The organism is Shewanella sp. GD04112, from assembly GCF_029835735.1.
Classification (GTDB): domain Bacteria; phylum Pseudomonadota; class Gammaproteobacteria; order Enterobacterales; family Shewanellaceae; genus Shewanella.
In genome coordinates, this window is the sequence record NZ_JAOEAL010000003.1 from 27370 (window position 1) to 42755 (window position 15386).

General features: G+C 45.6%; 16 protein-coding genes. 4 read left to right on the plus strand and 12 right to left on the minus strand.

Features of this window, described 5'->3' with window-relative positions; translation table 11 throughout:
• Nucleotides 1-8 precede the first annotated feature (8 nt).
• The gene (locus tag N7386_RS22880) at nt 9-3047 is read left to right on the plus strand and encodes an efflux RND transporter permease subunit (RefSeq protein ID WP_086904892.1); all 3039 of its coding nucleotides are present in this window, start codon (nt 9-11) and stop codon (nt 3045-3047) included.
• A 37-nt stretch (nt 3048-3084) separates the two neighbouring features.
• Here N7386_RS22880 and N7386_RS22885 read toward each other — a convergent pair whose 3' ends face one another.
• From N7386_RS22885 to N7386_RS22910, 6 genes are all read right to left on the minus strand, one after another.
• Nucleotides 3085-3399, minus strand: a complete 315-nt coding sequence (locus tag N7386_RS22885; protein ID WP_086904891.1) for a TraR/DksA family transcriptional regulator — start codon at nt 3397-3399, stop codon at nt 3085-3087.
• Nucleotides 3400-3463: 64 nt separating this feature from the next.
• Nucleotides 3464-3727 (minus strand): transposase, encoded by a 264-nt coding sequence (locus N7386_RS22890; protein ID WP_014610306.1) that lies wholly within the window; start codon nt 3725-3727, stop codon nt 3464-3466.
• An 18-nt stretch (nt 3728-3745) separates the two neighbouring features.
• Nucleotides 3746-5473 carry an IS66 family transposase gene (locus N7386_RS22895; protein WP_279771374.1) on the minus strand — a complete coding sequence of 576 codons (1728 nt, stop codon included), beginning with the start codon at nt 5471-5473 and terminating at the stop codon, nt 3746-3748.
• Between the two features lie 21 nt (nt 5474-5494).
• Nucleotides 5495-5845, minus strand: a complete 351-nt coding sequence (tnpB, locus tag N7386_RS22900) for an IS66 family insertion sequence element accessory protein TnpB (protein ID WP_216832057.1) — start codon at nt 5843-5845, stop codon at nt 5495-5497.
• Nucleotides 5845-6126, minus strand: coding sequence for an IS66 family insertion sequence element accessory protein TnpB (locus tag N7386_RS22905; protein WP_216832056.1), 282 nt, complete (start codon nt 6124-6126; stop codon nt 5845-5847). Before N7386_RS22905 ends, tnpB begins: the two co-directional genes overlap by 1 nt.
• Nucleotides 6127-6649: 523 nt before the next feature.
• The gene (locus N7386_RS22910) at nt 6650-7114 is read right to left on the minus strand and encodes a hypothetical protein (RefSeq protein WP_014611623.1); all 465 of its coding nucleotides are present in this window, start codon (nt 7112-7114) and stop codon (nt 6650-6652) included.
• 452 nt (nt 7115-7566) lie between these two features.
• Here N7386_RS22910 and N7386_RS22915 point away from each other — a divergent pair, with 452 nt between their 5' ends.
• From N7386_RS22915 to N7386_RS22925, 3 genes are all read left to right on the plus strand, one after another.
• Entirely contained in the window at nt 7567-8484 is a 918-nt protein-coding gene (locus N7386_RS22915) for a DNA cytosine methyltransferase (RefSeq protein ID WP_014611624.1), read from the plus strand.
• Between the two features lie 159 nt (nt 8485-8643).
• Nucleotides 8644-8997, plus strand: a complete 354-nt coding sequence (locus N7386_RS22920) for a hypothetical protein (RefSeq protein WP_259476997.1) — start codon at nt 8644-8646, stop codon at nt 8995-8997.
• Nucleotides 8998-9002: 5 nt separating this feature from the next.
• The gene (locus tag N7386_RS22925) at nt 9003-9323 is read left to right on the plus strand and encodes a hypothetical protein (protein ID WP_014611626.1); all 321 of its coding nucleotides are present in this window, start codon (nt 9003-9005) and stop codon (nt 9321-9323) included.
• Nucleotides 9324-9430: 107 nt separating this feature from the next.
• Here N7386_RS22925 and N7386_RS22930 read toward each other — a convergent pair whose 3' ends face one another.
• The 6 genes from N7386_RS22930 to N7386_RS22955 form a co-directional block, all read right to left on the minus strand.
• Complete coding sequence (locus tag N7386_RS22930; RefSeq protein ID WP_041412239.1) at nt 9431-10249, minus strand: hypothetical protein; 819 nt, start codon at nt 10247-10249, stop codon at nt 9431-9433.
• A 190-nt stretch (nt 10250-10439) separates the two neighbouring features.
• Complete coding sequence (locus tag N7386_RS22935) at nt 10440-10583, minus strand: hypothetical protein (protein WP_014611628.1); 144 nt, start codon at nt 10581-10583, stop codon at nt 10440-10442.
• Nucleotides 10584-10665: 82 nt separating this feature from the next.
• Nucleotides 10666-11760 carry a hypothetical protein gene (locus N7386_RS22940; protein ID WP_014611629.1) on the minus strand — a complete coding sequence of 365 codons (1095 nt, stop codon included), beginning with the start codon at nt 11758-11760 and terminating at the stop codon, nt 10666-10668.
• 9 nt (nt 11761-11769) lie between these two features.
• Nucleotides 11770-12969: an AAA family ATPase gene (locus N7386_RS22945; protein WP_014611630.1), complete on the minus strand. Its 1200-nt coding sequence runs from the start codon at nt 12967-12969 to the stop codon at nt 11770-11772.
• A 245-nt stretch (nt 12970-13214) separates the two neighbouring features.
• Complete coding sequence (locus N7386_RS22950) at nt 13215-14213, minus strand: AAA family ATPase (RefSeq protein WP_014611631.1); 999 nt, start codon at nt 14211-14213, stop codon at nt 13215-13217.
• Nucleotides 14200-15240: a hypothetical protein gene (locus N7386_RS22955; protein WP_014611632.1), complete on the minus strand. Its 1041-nt coding sequence runs from the start codon at nt 15238-15240 to the stop codon at nt 14200-14202. The genes N7386_RS22950 and N7386_RS22955 overlap by 14 nt, the downstream gene beginning before the upstream one ends.
• Between the last annotated feature and the right edge of the window lie 146 nt (nt 15241-15386).

Genomic DNA, 15386 nt, shown 5'->3' on the forward strand with positions numbered 1-15386 from the left:
GCCTTCTGATGCGGATTGCCAGTTATGCAATTGAAAAGCAGGTTAATACCTGGCTGTTTATTATGCTGTGCTTTTTGGGCGGACTTTGGGCATTGGTCAGTATTGGCCGCTTAGAAGATCCGGCCTTTACCCTGAAAGAGGCGATTATTGTCACCTATTATCCGGGCGCAACGGCATTGGAAGTGGAAGAGGAAGTGACGGAATTGCTGGAATCCGCTATTCAGCAATTATCACAATTAAAGCGTATTACCTCCAAGTCGATGCCGGGTAAATCGGAAATCCGGGTGCAAATTCAGGATAAGTATGACGGCAGTCAGATGCCACAGATTTGGGATGAGCTCAGGCGTAAGGTTAATGATGCCAGTATTCGCCTGCCCACCGGCGTAATGAAGCCGATCGTCAATGATGATTTCGGTGATGTATTTGGTATTTTTTATGCCGTGACAACTGACGGTTTTTCCGATCGCGAAGTACGCGAGCTGGCTACTTTTTTACGCCGTGAGATGCTGACGGTGCCTGGGGTGGCAAAAGTCCAGACCGCCGGCGAACCGGAAGAGCAAATCAGCGTAGAAATTTCGCATGAGCGTTTGCTCGGGATCGGTCTGCCTTTGCAGTTAGTGGTCAATACTCTGCAAACCGAAAATGCAGTAGCACAAGCCGGCTCGGTGCAGGTGGGTGACAAAAGGATTCGCCTGAACAGCAAACCCGGCCTGGATTCAATTGAGGCAATTGAAAATTTACGGATTGGAAAACCGGGCTCAACCGAGCAACTAAGCATTTTTGATGTTGCAACAGTGCGCCGGGATGAAGTTGAAGTGCCATCGCAAATCATTCGCTTTAATGGCAAACCGGCCTTTACGCTGGCGATTTCCGGTCTGACCGATGCCAATATTGTCGATGTAGGTAAAGCGGTTGATCAGCATCTGGCGAAACTGGCAGAGCGTATCCCGCTTGGCGTAACCCTGCATCCGATCTATCAGCAACATGTCGTGGTGGATAACGCCATTAACGACTTTATTGTTAACCTGATCTTGTCCGTGGTCATTGTTATTGCGGTGCTGTGTCTGACCATGGGGTGGCGGGTTGGTTTAGTCGTTGGCGGTACTTTGTTACTTACCGTCTTGGGTACCGTATTCTTTATGAAACTGGCCAATATCGAGATGGAGCGGATTTCGCTTGGCGCGCTGATTATTGCCATGGGCATGTTGGTTGATAACGCCATCGTGGTCGCAGAAACCATGCTGATTAATATGCAGCGTGGCCAGAGTTCACGGCAGGCGGCGGATGAAGCGGCCAGTCGTACCCAGATCCCGCTGTTAGGCGCGACCGTGATTGGCATTATGGCCTTTGCTGGTATTGGCCTGTCGCCGAATAGTACCGGTGAGTTCTTGTTTTCGCTGTTTGCCGTCATCGCGATTTCATTGCTGTTAAGTTGGGTGCTGGCGATTAGTGTCACCCCTTTGCTGGCGCATTATTTGTTTAAAGTCGATGCCAATAGTGCCGCTGCCGATCCCTATGCTGCCGGTTTTTATCAGCGTTATGTCAGGGTATTGCGCTTTGCCTTGCGCCAACGTGCGCTAACTCTGGGCGGTTTGGCGCTGCTAACGCTAATTAGTGTTATCGGTTTCGGGCAAGTAAAGCAGGCATTTTTCCCGGCGTCGAACACGCCAATTTTCTACTTGAATTACTTCTTGCCCCAGGGCTCAGATATTCGCGCTACCTCGCGTGATCTGGCAGAAATTGAAGCCTTTGTAATGGCGCAACCCGAAGTCGAATCAGTCAGTAGTTTCGTTGGCTCGGGTGCCAGTCGCTTTATGTTGACTTACGCACCGGAGCAGCCGAATGCCGCCTATGGCCAATTGATTATCCGTACCGCACACCGTGACCAGATCCCACCGCTGATGCAGCGGCTGCGCACTGAACTGCCGCCGCGCTTACCGCAGGCTGAGATCTACACCCAGCAACTGATGTTTGGGCCGGGCAGTGGCGCTAAGCTGCAAGCCAGGGTATCTGGCCCGGATGAGCGCATCTTACGGCAGCTCGGCCAGCAAATTACTGAATTAATGCGTCAAGAGCCGGCTATCACCGATTTACGGCATAACTGGCGGCAACGGGAGCTGGTGATCGTACCGGACTTTAACCAAGAGCGGGCGCGGGTTGCCGGCATTAACCGCACTGATTTGGCGCAAACACTGGAGTTTGCCAGCACCGGGTTGCGCAGTGGTGTCTACCGCGAACATGATAAGCAAATTCCCATCGTGGTGCGGCCGCCAGCACCCGAGCGGTTTGATATTGACCGGCTGCAGGATCGGATGATTTGGAGTGCTAACGATAATACCTATATTCCGATTACGCAGGTGATTAATGGGCTGCAAACCCAAACTGAAGAAACGATAATTCAGCGCCGCGACCGGTTAAGAACCCTTACCGTTGAAGCTGAACCGGCCTGGGGTTACACGGCCGATCAGGCCCTAAAATTGGTTCGCCCGAAAATTGAGGCGCTGCCATTACCCGCTGGTTATCAACTGAGTTGGGGCGGTGAATATGAAAACTCCGCAGAAGCCCAGCAATCGCTGGCCGCGCAATTACCCTTAAGTTTTATCGTGATGCTGGTGATCAGTATTTTACTGTTTGGTGCGCTGAAGCAGCCGCTGGTGATTTGGTTAATAGTGCCGATGTCTATCTGTGGCGTGACCGCCGGTTTACTGGCCACCGGATTGCCTTTTGGCTTTACGGCCTTACTCGGCTTCCTCAGTTTGTCAGGCATGCTGATGAAGAACGCCATCGTACTGGTAGACGAAATTGATCTGCAAATTCAGCAAAACAGCGATAAGGTTCAGGCGATAGTGCAGGCCAGTGTCAGCCGGATCCGGCCGGTATTACTGGCAGCCTTGACCACGATTCTGGGGATGTTGCCGCTGATTTGGGATGCGTTTTTCAATAGTATGGCAGTAACGATAATGGCCGGCCTAGCCTTTGCCTCGGTATTAACCCTGGTCGCGGTGCCGGTACTGTATGCCATGCTGTTTCGGATAAAACCCGCCTGAGCTGGTTAAAACAGGGCCGGTTTTGCCGGCCCGGTGGCTACTTGGCGCAGCGAATACAAAGCTCAGTAAAGGGGATAGTGGTAAGACGTGCCAATTTAATGGCCTCGCCACACTGGGCACATTTATCGTAAGTGCCGAGTTCCATTCGGCCAAGCGCTCTGTTGATTTGTGCCAGCTCTTGCCGATCTTTTTGTTCGATAGCGCTTAATACTTCATCATTCTCGCGTTCGGTTGCCTGTTCGGCAAAGTCAGCACTGCGACCTTGCGCAAAGTCGCGCTCAATGGCAGCGACCTGGCGCTCCAATTCTAATTTTCGGGCTAGCAGGCGACTTTTAAATTCCTGAAATGGCATTTGCGGCGTAAGCGTCCATTTTAGGACGTATTGACGCCTTATAGATTTCGGCCAAGCATCCTGGCTAGATGTCTTTCATGATCTGCACCAGACCTGGTGGGATTTTCCACTGGCGGTTATCATCGCTGACCACCATCACTGATTTCTTGTTGATTTTGATAACCACGCCGAACACTTGGCCTTCTTTGGCCTTGAAGTGGACTTTTTGGCCTAAACGTAGCTGGCTTAGAACATTGATGTCGTTTTGCAAACGTAAGTAGTCTATCCGCTTGCAGATTAGCTCGTTCAGGTCATGTAATTCGTCTAAGGTTAGGTCTTCTATGCGCATATCGCCTCCGTCTGGAGGCTATTCTACCGAAGTGGCGGGTAAAGCAAAGAGGTCTGAACGCAGTGGATTATCGGCGAACTGGGTTTTCCAATACCGTGGCGTCAGTTCATGTACCAGGCTGGCAGGGTGTTGGCTGATACGTAGCAGTACATCGGTCAGATAATCGTTTACATTGATATCATGCAATCGACAAGTGACTATCAGGCTTTGGATAACGCCAACATGCTCAGCACCGATTTCTGTCCAACAGAACAACCAATTTTTTCTCCCCATGGGTATGGGCCTGAGCGCCCGCTCCAGATGGTTTGTATCCAGCGGCACATCGGGGTCTTCTAAGAAGACACGCAGTGCCATTTCTTTGCTTTGTACATAGCCAATCGCTTTGTAGAGGGGGTCTTTTGGCAGCAGCGTCAGGTTATGCAGGGTGTCATCACACCACGTAAAGAAGCGGTCAACCACCGGTTTACTGTGCGCAAGCCGGTATTGGCGTTTTTTGTCATCCGTGAGCTTTTGGTTTCGGATAGTCTCTTCTATCTCATACAGCTTGGCGATTAGGCTTATCGCTTCTTTGGCCGGTTGTGGCCAGCTGTTTTCGGCTGCAATAAATTGCCGGCGACTGTGCACCCAGCACTGGGCATGGGTTAAGCCCTCATTCGCTTTTATATAACTGGCATAGGCGCTGTAGCCATCGCTTAATAAAGTCCCTTTAAAGCGATGTTTTAATATCTCTTCTATATGTTGCCGCCCGCGGCTGGTGGAGAAGGTAAAAACAATTTCATCCTTATCACCATACACCGGCCAGAAGTAACTTTGCTTCATTTTGCCCGGGCCCGCTTTGCCTGCTTTAATCGGCGTCTCGTCCATTGCCAGCACCTGGCTTTGTAAGATGCTGGTCAGCATCGCATCCACAATCGGATAGAGTAAATCAATACCGCGTGCCACGATGGTGCCCAGTGTGCTGCGGCTTAAAGTAATGCCCGCTGCGGCTAAGCGCTGGTGTTGGCGATACAGCGGCAAGTGGTATTGGAATTTATCCACCAACATGCCGACGATAAAACTCACATCCGCCACGCTTTTATCCAGCACATTAAACGGCGCTGCGCTTGGCAGGATAGTGTCGCTGCCTTTGTGTTTAACGATTTGCCGGTCATAACGCAGCACGTCGAAGCTCTCTGGGCGCTGTGCTAAGCGGAAGGTGCTTTTTACGCCAATCACTTCATACTGGTCGGCATCTTCCCCTTTTAACTCGTCTGGTATCAGCGTAATCACTTTCACCGGTACGTTATCGTTAAATCGCAAACCACTGTCATTAACGCAATCATCCGGGCGCTGTTTGCCTTTTCTGCGGGTGTAGGTGGTATATTCGGTTTCACCTTCGGGTTGGGCCAGTGCTGGCACCATATCGCCCAGTAAGCTTAACTGCATACCCAATTCCAAGGCGCGCTTTTCTGACTTCTGACCAAACAACTGCTTCTCAAACCAGGCTAAGCGCTGCTTAATGCCCGCGAAGGACTGTGTCATTTTGGCATACTGCGCTTGCAGCTCATCCCAGTTTTGCTCAAGTACACTGTGTTTTTGTGATAAGGCAGCATGCTTTTGTGCCAATTCAGCATGGGCTTGCGCTAAGGTGTCTTTTTGCTGTAGCGCTTCAACCAAAGCTTGCAGGCGCGCGATTTCACTGGTTAAATTAACCCGTGTATCGGCATCAGTTGCCACGTTTGATGAGGATGAAGGCTTGATTTTCATGATGCCAATTATACAGGCTTATCAAGCGCTTGACTGCCCATAGCGCTTCGCTTGTTTCTGGCGAAGTACGGTAATTCCGTCAACGATCATTTGCAGGGTGCAACCGGTGAGCGATTGGATCCCACTCGGATGCGGTTTCACCGGAAACTGGCCTTGCTCGAGGCGCTTAGCCCAGACACAATAGCCTGAGCTTTCGAAGTACAACACCTTCATCTGGGTTTTGCGGGCATTGATAAACACAAAGTACTGGCCGCTTTGTGGATTATGGCAAAGTTTATTGCGCACCAGGGCACTTAAACCGTTAAAGGATTTACGCATATCCACGGGTGTGGTGCACAGCCAGATTTTTTGGTTGGCAGCAGGGATAAACATTATTGCTGGTTAAGCGTGAGTTCAACGCCATTACCCAGTGACAAGACGATATGCCAGCGGGTGTTACCGTGATGTGCAAGCGCGGATAAATCGATAAACGGTGTATCCTGGTGCACAGGCGCTTGTTCAGTTTGCTCAGCCAAGCGTTGCCGCCATTTATAAAATGACATGGTACTGAGTTGATGGGTTTGACAAAATTCAGTGATGCTCAGCTCTGATGTGTGCCATAAGTCGATTAATTGCTGCCACTGTGCAGCATTGCGGTAAGCTCGCTTTGCCATATCACTCTCCTGTTATGATGAGTGCACAGCTTATCGCGCGATCTTAAGTGGGAATAGGACGTCCTAAAATGGACGCTTACGCCCCAAAAAAGAAAACGGCCCAAAGCAAGGACCGTTCGTATCAATAAAACTCGCTACCCTGTTCGCTCTAAACACCTTAAGTGATAGGTGTTATGCTTTTACAGGCTTTAATGATTTTAGCCGCCGATGAATTACTATCAGATACTGGTATAGTTAATACACAAACTGGGATATATCACACAAACTGGGATATACATCACACTAACTGGGATATAAATTACACTAAGTGGGATACGTGAACCTTAGAAAAACACACCAACTGGGATATGAATCTTCTTTAGTCTGATTCGGCTTCAAGACAACCGCCACGGAAAAGTCTCAGGTTTTGGATTGCGCGTCGCTTAGCAGTTTCCCAAGACAACCTCCTATCCTTTTGCTGAAAACTCCTAGCAAGTTGCTCTATCTTTAAATCAAGCTCGCTTTTAATCATACAACCGCCCTTCTATTTGACCTTCTGTAAATCACTCTCTAAGAACTCTGGCACTTTGGCATTTCGGATTTGCTTAATACCCTTTAGTTTTTTTCTATGATCATCAATAAACTGCTGGTTCAATTCCAAGGTGCGTAATCGGTGATTATTCGCAGTTTTATTTTTAGAGTGCTTCAACACGTATTCATGCGTTTGTATGTCACACTCATAACTCGCAATATGGAAAGTCTCAGTCACAATGAGGTCTTGTGTTAGTTCCAATCGTTTCAGTTTCGCGTGGTAAATCGCGTCATCTTTTGAATCCCGGGGGACAAAACTAAAACCTTCAATTACAGGTACTGGTATATCTGTTAGCTCAATACCGTTTTCATCAACTCCACCTGCCGCACAAGGATACTTGCTCAACAAAATGACGCCGTTTAACTCAGGCTTCTGATGAACTACTTGAAACCAGACATTACCCCACGATACACCCATAGCAACCTCGAATTGATTAATTTGTTAGGGCATAAAGTAGGGTAGAGCAGAGAGAAGGACAACTTGTTTATGTTCTTGCAGACCGCAAAACAATGAAAATCGGCACCAAAACGAAAATGCAGTTAACTATCTGAAATTAAATCATAAAAACCGCAAAACCTCACCTTGTATCACGCGATACAAACTGACAGTAAAAAAAGCCGTATCAAATTTGATACGGCTATAAAAACCCTTTGGTACAACGAATGATTGGATCAAGTATTTATCGTTGCAGCTGTGAATTCTACAACGTAATCATGAACCATTTTGCGCTACACCCCTCAATTCTGAATGACAGCCATTATGCAGGGCCATTACCAGTTTGTATAAATCAAAAAGGTATAATTATTTCCATGTTTGCACTTGGCCAATAGTATGGCCAGCAGAATTAGGGTAATAAGGAATTCATTTTAATGGTTCGTGGTATTGATTTATTCGCGGGTGCAGGCGGCACAACATCAGGTGCAAAAATGGCAGGGGTACGAATGGTTTGGGCGGCAAACCATAATAGAACAGCAGTTGACTATCACGAAATAAATCATCCAGAAGTAAAGCACGCTCATCAAGACCTTCAACAAGCTAACTGGGCGCTAGTACCTGACCACGATATCGTTTTTGCTAGTCCATGCTGCCAAGGCCATTCTCGTGCAGCAGGCAAAAAACATCGAAGCAAGCAAGCCGATATCAGCCGCTCAACGGCTTGGGCTGTAGTCTCTTGCCTCGAGGCACATAGAACACCAGTTGCAATCATAGAGAACGTGACTGACTTTTTGCGATGGGAGCTTTACGGGGCTTGGTCAATGGCCATGAACTCTTTAGGTTACTCACTTTCAATCAATCAAATTAACGCTAAGACACTCCAAGTTCCTCAGAGCAGAGAAAGACTGTTTATCGTCGCAACCAGATCACAAAACCCGATTGAGCTTAAACTACCTACTTATCAGACTATCCCTGCCCGAAATTTTTTAGACTTAAACCTTGAAGGGCATAAGTGGGACAAGGTTGAAAATAGGGTATTAGCCACACGCAACCGAGTTAAAAACGGCAGAAAAGCGTTCGGGGATATTTTCTTGGATGCAGCTTACGGCCTTGAGCGGGGAGGGCGCTCCATAGACAAGCCTCTTGGCACCGTTACCTGCACTAACAAGCACTCACTTGTGATTGGCGATTTAATACGCCCACTTACGATTAAGGAGCTTGCTGCGGCTCAAACATTCGATAGCAACTATCAATGGCCAGAAGCAAAGACCATTACCAAAACAATGATAGGAAACGCAGTCCCTCCAAATATGGCAAAAGAAATAACTCTAGCGGTGTTAGCAGCGGCCTAATTCATAGCAACTTGCATTATGCAAAGTAGTCCCAGGCACCATAAGTAAATCCAGAAGATAGAGTTATTTATTTGGAATATTCAATTAGATAAACAAATTGAAGCTGAGATCCCCTTGCCTGAAAATAGCGATATTGATTAACGGCAAGGGTAGTTGGCCATGTTTGTAACATTTAACACATTTATCAAAGCACTGTACGACGAAAGATGCTCAAACACCATTGTAAGCGCGATATATAGGGCAGACGGAGGCTTTAAGGCATCTAAGCGAAACTACATCAAATGCTATGGCTTTAGCGAGTATCTGGCTCATATTCGCGGCACAAAGCTAACAGCAATTCAAACATACCATGTCGCTAAAATGTTCATTGTGTACGGCAAGCGTCCAGCTGCTGATATTCCGGCAATTCTCGGCTCTTTGATTCGTCAATATGAAATTGATGTTCCAGCGGTTTATGGGATCTTGGCTAAAGAATATTGGCTAGCCCGGTTTGATTCACCAATTTACGAGTAGTTTAAATGAACACCAAATCGAAATCACTTTTTGTTCGACTATGGCTGAAAGAGATAAGCCTCAACAATCAGATTCAGTTGCTGGATACCAGCCTTAACGTGCCGAGATTTCATACCGGTGATCGTGCAGAGATTGAAACGCAGATTGCGACTTTCCGGCAGAGGATAAAATCCATCGACGACAAAATTATCTTCCATATACAGAACGGAAATTTCCCCGAGAACGCCGTTGATATTTGCAAAGATGAATTAGGAGCTACAGCTGGTTATGTGGCTGACTGCTACAGCAGCTTGTATTCGGATTACGCACCAAGTGGGAACCCCTAAAGGAATTTTAATATTGGAAAGATTAATGTTCATAAAGGCTTAGAGCGGAAATAGGAGGGCTTCCCTCCTTTTCACCTGTTTAAGCCTGGGCAGCTATTCTCAAACTTCTAATCTTCATCAACAGTCTCGATTTCAGCTCTGTAAAACTCAACATGCTGGCCAATCAATCCACCATCGAAGGTCAATTGCGTTTTGCATAATTCAGTTTTATGTGAGCGAGGCTCTTGGGGCAGAGTGTCATAAACGTCGAAGTCACCTTCACAAAGCAAGTAACCGATATTAGTTCTAACTTTTTCCTTCCCTTGATACACAAATGCGCGGTACTGAGTGCCAGATGAACGTCTACAGCGCAATTCCTCGTCTTGTAGTCCGAAGTATTTAAGCAACTCATTTGGCTGCACAAAAATGTACTTTGCCTGTTCCCCGGTCACAGTTGAATCAAGAACGATAGCATTTATCCCAAGCGCCCTAAGTTTGCAAACTGCTTTATTTATCGTGTCCTCTTGGGTTTTGTTTGTGAAGTACCGAGCGATTGGCAAGGGATCGCCATAGGTACGTACCAAAAAGCTCGAGTAAGCCTCGTTCGTCTGAATGTTAATCTTGGTCACACCTGAGAAAATTTGCGGGAACCGAGCAGGGAGGCGCTTACTTACTTTGTTATCCTCAGCCATTGCTTTGGTGTACTCAAGGATCATAGCGTTAGCCTTGTCCTTGGCCTCAGATAGTTTATTTGCGTCTAAACGGTAAACTTGCCTGATAGATTCAGGAGGCACATAAATTAAAGACTGATACCGATGCGAAATAACGTATTCAGCAGGCTTATCGTCGATAGTCCTGACCAGCTGACCATTATCAGCGACAAAATCAAATAGCTGCCTTTCCATGGCGTAAAACTTATTCCACTGTTCACTCCGTTTAAGTGACATTTCATACCCCATTTGCTGTAACTATGATTTGTATCGCGTGATACAAGGCCATTGTTGTGTGATTTTATAGAATGTATACAGCAGCTTACAGCTATTTTTAGCATGGTGCGAAATTGGTATGGTAAATAACGCAAAAGCCCGACTTTTGAAGTACGGGCTCATTACTAGAACGAATTTGCTTTTTTCAATTTCACTTTTCAGCGCGGAATTTTACTGAAAGCTGTATAAGCTGCCCCAGTTCGGCAAAGGTCATAGGAGGGATTCTGGTGGAACCACCTTGAGCTGCTGCGTTGTGTAATGATTTGACAAGTGTTAGCATTGATTCTGCAGACATAATTAACCTCTTAATTGTGAACGCTAGGGCAGGTGTGGCTTGGTCGTCTACCTGTCCTTTTCTATTTCTTTAGTCTTGGTTTTTACTGCTGGCTTTCTACTAGGGTTTTAACAAACTCTTGTAATTTTTGAATTTCATCCTCATTCAGCCTCGAAATCTTCAATACCGTTTTGCGGTTTGCAGTTTCAATAGTTGCCCAACGGTTCTTGTTAGCTTGAGCAAACTTCTCATTAGCCTTTTTTGGCTTCTCGATAATCGTGTGTTTTTGAATCACATCAAAAACCAGTTCATTAGCAAGTGAGCCGTCGTCATATATCCCAGTGTCTGAATCGGACTGAATTGTTTGAAGCACTTGGTTAACATCTTCAATCAATTCGGGGGTTACAAGCGACTCAACATCAGAACCTAGCTGGATAGCATGTAAAGCCATAATCTGTGTGCTATTTAATGTGGCTGGCAACACGAATAAATTGATTAGCTCCTGAGGAATTTCAATAGCTTTCAGAGCGCGAGTCACAAACGCCACTGAAACACCATATCGAGCGGCTAGGTTTCGTTGAGTCGGCTTTGAATCGTCCTCGTTATATGGCAGGTCTAATTCCTCAGCTTCATGCTTTTTGGCCTCCCTAGCCGCTACCGCCTCAGGATCGTTCCATGCGTTAATGTCAGCAAGGAAACGAGCACCAGCATCACGATAGGAATACTTTTCAGCTGATTGCACATACCTGACAATTTCAATGATTTCTTCACGGCTTAAATCATCTTCTGTGGTCTGGACATTTAATCCGGCATCTTCGAGTAGTGCAGCCATTTGACGGCGCTGGCCGTCAATAATCATGTGAACACCGTCAATCAGTACAGCAAGCGCATCCATGAACTGAATGTATTTGATAGAGGCGCGAATTTTTTGCAACGATTGAGGGGTAATATCTGATTTAGCACGAGGGTTATGTTCGTGTATCCCAGTCTGTGTTTTTACTTGAACAGAGGTTAAGTTGTGTCGAACAAACTTAATTACTCGACCACTTTTCAGCTTGATTGACATTGTTGCTTGAGTAGCAGCTGCGTCACCCACTGTTGTAATTGGCTGTACGCCATGTTGAATTGCGCCAGCTACAGCACTCCCAAGAGAGCGACCTATTTGCTTAAGTGCCTTTTTATTCGGTGGTTGTGGCATAGATAGTCCTTATCTCAGTCGAGAAACGTGCTGGAATAACGCTAAAGAAAATGAGTCCAATGCATCTTTAGCATTTGCGAGTGACTTGCCAGCACCACCGTATAACGACGGGTGAACAGAAATCACGGTATCAAAGGTTTCAGCGCATCGCTTAAATGCACTTAACTCAGGAATGCTCGACATCATGAAGTCCTCAGCAAAAACAGAGTTCGCAAGTATCGAGCTATCAATATCCTGTGCCGACTGACTGAATTTGGTCATAAAGGCTAAGTGGCCTTTTAAACGCAACTCTGCACCGTTTTCAATTAAACGATTCAGGATAGAAGGTAAGTTGCTGATATATTGGAGTGTCGAATGCATATCAACACGACTTGGAGGTAATGGCGTCACCAAAATATCAGAAGCGCACAAGCCTGCCTTCAATGCAGCGTCTAAATGTGGACCAGCATCAATGAAGATGAAATCATAGTCACCTTTCAATTTCTGAATGACGTTCTTATATAGAGCTTCGTAAGGGTTGAAGTCATCACCGAACTGCTCTTTACAGATGCTTTCCCACTCAGCAGCAATAAAGCCGTCAGCGATGCTGGCAGGAATAATATCTACACCAGGCACTTGGCTTGGTAATACGAAATCAGATAGCAACTGTTCGCGTGATACATCGTTAAATACGGCCTGAACGACAGTGTTATCAATTTCACCAATAGAGCTGCGCTGATTCAGATACATCGTTGCAGAGCTTTGTGGGTCAATATCAAGCACTAAGCATTTAATGTCATATTGAAGTAAGTCGCGATGACAACGCAGCGACTGAGCAATACTAACGGTCGATAAGGTTTTACTTACTCCACCTTTAAGGTTGGAAAAGAACAACACCAAACCTTCTGCGTATTTATCTCTGAGCGGGGCGAATCCTCGATGCTTATAAATATCAATGACCTGTTCGATTGAAAAATCATAGCCTTCGACAGCACCAATTTTCTTACGGCCAAACTCGTAGCCATTGGCTTCCATTTCAGCCATTGCCTTTTCAACGCTGCGGCGATTCAATCCTGACAGCTGTGAAACAACCCCTTTAGTAAAACTTAAGTAAAATTCATTGAGCCCAAATTCATCTTTGTGACTCTGAACTGCATTTGACATGGTTTGCAGAGCAATTTTTGCTCTATCCGCAATGACATTGATCTTGCTTAAGAATTCGGTGGCCATTTGCTTACCTATAATCCATTAATAACTTAATGTTGAACAAGATACATTCTTTTTGTACACAGTTCAACACATAAAACACACTAAATCATGCTCAAATCATTTTGCGTAGTGCATCATGATCTAATGTGATTTATGTCACTACTATGCTCAAATCAATTTGCAGAATACAAAATGAAAAAGCGCCGTTAGGCGCTTTTATGGGCGGGGTTGTTTTAGATACTGGGATATCAGCACAGACAGTGGTATTAGAAAGCCTCTCTCATACGTTTCGATGCCGCTGGATCTATTGAATTGCTTTCGTGAGTAGAGTTGATAACCAAAGAGCCTGCACCATCTTCGATCTTTCTTGCTTTACGATCAGATAACTTGCCTCTTGTAGCCTTACGAGCTGGTTGAGCCGTCGCACTATCAGGAAGTTGAGGCGCTTGATGCTGAACAACCCGTTCAAAATTAACTTTACTAGGACTAACCAGCAATGCACCACTAAATTCCACAGGAATGATTTTGGTTGCGCCTGAGGGAATGTAATTGTCTTTGAGATATCTTATTTCTAATCCGTTCTCTGCCTGCTGTAGCGTGACCATAAACTTAACCAATCTCATTACAGAGCTAAGGCCAGCGCCGGAGGCCATTGAGATTTTTTGCGAACCTCGGATTTCGTCCTTGTTGACATGATGCACCAGTAGAACAGCTGCGCCGCTTTCAGATGCAATTTGCTGAAAGGTATGCTTTATCAACCGATCATGCTTAACTTCATCACAGCGCCCAATCACCTCGGACACCGTATCAACGATGACTAACTCAATACCATTGTTTTTAATCAATTGAATGAGATTGTCAGCGTTCGATTTAGACTCATTGCTCTCAACAGACCCCGCCTCAGGAGGCGAACACAAAGGTTCGTGACTGCTTACAATGAATAAATTGGAAGATACTTGGTCAGATATATTTTGCGGCAATGCCTGTAACTTATCGCCTAAACGCTGCTTAAGCACAGTTAGATCATCTTCTGAACTGAAATACAGTACCTTCTTGGCCTCAGCCGAACTTGATAAACCAACCAATACAGCATCAGAAGCAAGCTCCATCCCAATTGACATTGCTAAATGGCTTTTGCCAACGCTAGGAGTTGCTATTAGCATACCTACATGCGCTTTAAGTAGTCCTGCAAGTACGAACTCAGGAGGCTGAACAACTCCCCCTTGAAGAACTTCCCCCACGGTCAATAAATTAAGGTTTTGCATTTAGTAAACCGCCTTCTCCATTATTATTGCCAGTACCTACATAGAAAATCTGTTCTTCATCAAATGAATGTTTTCTGATTGAAAAGTGAAAATCAGCTTCAATTTCAGCAACATTAGATAGAACCTGCTCTTTAAGATTGCGTAGAAAATTTGCTCCAACCGGGGAAGCTACAGACTTAGCATACTCAGCTAACGTCCAAGCCAGCTTTTTGCCATTCAGATATTGTGGCTCATGGGTTTTAATCCACTTCAAGAACGAGCGAAGGGCAGGGGAACGGTAATGCATAATTTTATGCTGCTCAATTCTGTAGTAGTAACCATAGTTGAGAATGGCATCAATTAGCCTACGATCTAACACTAAAAATACGTGATTGGTTGAGCGGGAACCCTTGCCATTCTTATTTTTAGAGCTGTCATAGCAAAGCCTAAAGTCATCAACAAACTTAATAGGGTTCACATCAACGATTTGCCCGTCCTCATTAATTTCGTTTACAACTAATCGAGCCATGGACAATTGGAAGATCCGCTTTTCTATAAGATCATAATTAACACGATCTGGCTTTACAGATAACCACCCGGCCAACTCATATAGCCCAATAGAAAACACCGTGGCATCAGGATCTAATACTGAATCAAACTCAAGGCCACTACCAACAACTTGGAGTTCCGGCAGAGCCTTGAAAATGGCTTTCCAAGTTAGGCGTTCACCCGCAGCGTAAGATTCATCATCCAGCTTAATCGTTTTTGCGTAAGCGATAATGGTTTCTAATAAGTCTTTATGAGATTGCAGTAAGAAATCGCCATGTAGGTCTACACGAAAGTTCTTACTAAAGAGAGGAAACTCTACGGACGACAGGGGTTTATTTAAGTCTGACTCTAAACGGCCAGCCATTCGCTCTAGCATCCAAGGCGTATAAGTTGGTGATGGGTGAAAGATAGTTGCCCTAGAAAATAAATGTGACGAAATGTGCCTGTTAGGACGTTTTTCCTCGTCAGTTACCAACAGACCAAATTGATTCTCGGCCACGCCAATTCTCCCTAATTTTTTTCTTATCAGCCCAACATAACAGAGACTGGAATAGATACAACCCAATTTTACAGGTATTGGTATATTTTTACAGATACTGGGATAGTAAGTCTACACATACTGGTATAAAGATCACAGATACTGGG

Excerpts from the sequence above, each read along its gene's own strand:
- N7386_RS22880 (WP_086904892.1), top strand. The coding sequence starts at position 9 with ATGCGGATTGCCAGTTATGCAATTGAAAAGCAGGTTAATACCTGGCTG.
- N7386_RS22885 (WP_086904891.1), bottom strand. The coding sequence starts at position 3,399 with ATGCCATTTCAGGAATTTAAAAGTCGCCTGCTAGCCCGAAAATTAGAA.
- N7386_RS22890 (WP_014610306.1), bottom strand. The coding sequence starts at position 3,727 with ATGCGCATAGAAGACCTAACCTTAGACGAATTACATGACCTGAACGAG.
- N7386_RS22895 (WP_279771374.1), bottom strand. The coding sequence starts at position 5,473 with ATGAAAATCAAGCCTTCATCCTCATCAAACGTGGCAACTGATGCCGAT.
- tnpB (WP_216832057.1), bottom strand. The coding sequence starts at position 5,845 with ATGTTTATCCCTGCTGCCAACCAAAAAATCTGGCTGTGCACCACACCC.
- N7386_RS22905 (WP_216832056.1), bottom strand. The coding sequence starts at position 6,126 with ATGGCAAAGCGAGCTTACCGCAATGCTGCACAGTGGCAGCAATTAATC.
- N7386_RS22910 (WP_014611623.1), bottom strand. The coding sequence starts at position 7,114 with ATGGGTGTATCGTGGGGTAATGTCTGGTTTCAAGTAGTTCATCAGAAG.
- N7386_RS22915 (WP_014611624.1), top strand. The coding sequence starts at position 7,567 with ATGGTTCGTGGTATTGATTTATTCGCGGGTGCAGGCGGCACAACATCA.
- N7386_RS22920 (WP_259476997.1), top strand. The coding sequence starts at position 8,644 with ATGTTTGTAACATTTAACACATTTATCAAAGCACTGTACGACGAAAGA.
- N7386_RS22925 (WP_014611626.1), top strand. The coding sequence starts at position 9,003 with ATGAACACCAAATCGAAATCACTTTTTGTTCGACTATGGCTGAAAGAG.
- N7386_RS22930 (WP_041412239.1), bottom strand. The coding sequence starts at position 10,249 with ATGTCACTTAAACGGAGTGAACAGTGGAATAAGTTTTACGCCATGGAA.
- N7386_RS22935 (WP_014611628.1), bottom strand. The coding sequence starts at position 10,583 with ATGTCTGCAGAATCAATGCTAACACTTGTCAAATCATTACACAACGCA.
- N7386_RS22940 (WP_014611629.1), bottom strand. The coding sequence starts at position 11,760 with ATGCCACAACCACCGAATAAAAAGGCACTTAAGCAAATAGGTCGCTCT.
- N7386_RS22945 (WP_014611630.1), bottom strand. The coding sequence starts at position 12,969 with ATGGCCACCGAATTCTTAAGCAAGATCAATGTCATTGCGGATAGAGCA.
- N7386_RS22950 (WP_014611631.1), bottom strand. The coding sequence starts at position 14,213 with ATGCAAAACCTTAATTTATTGACCGTGGGGGAAGTTCTTCAAGGGGGA.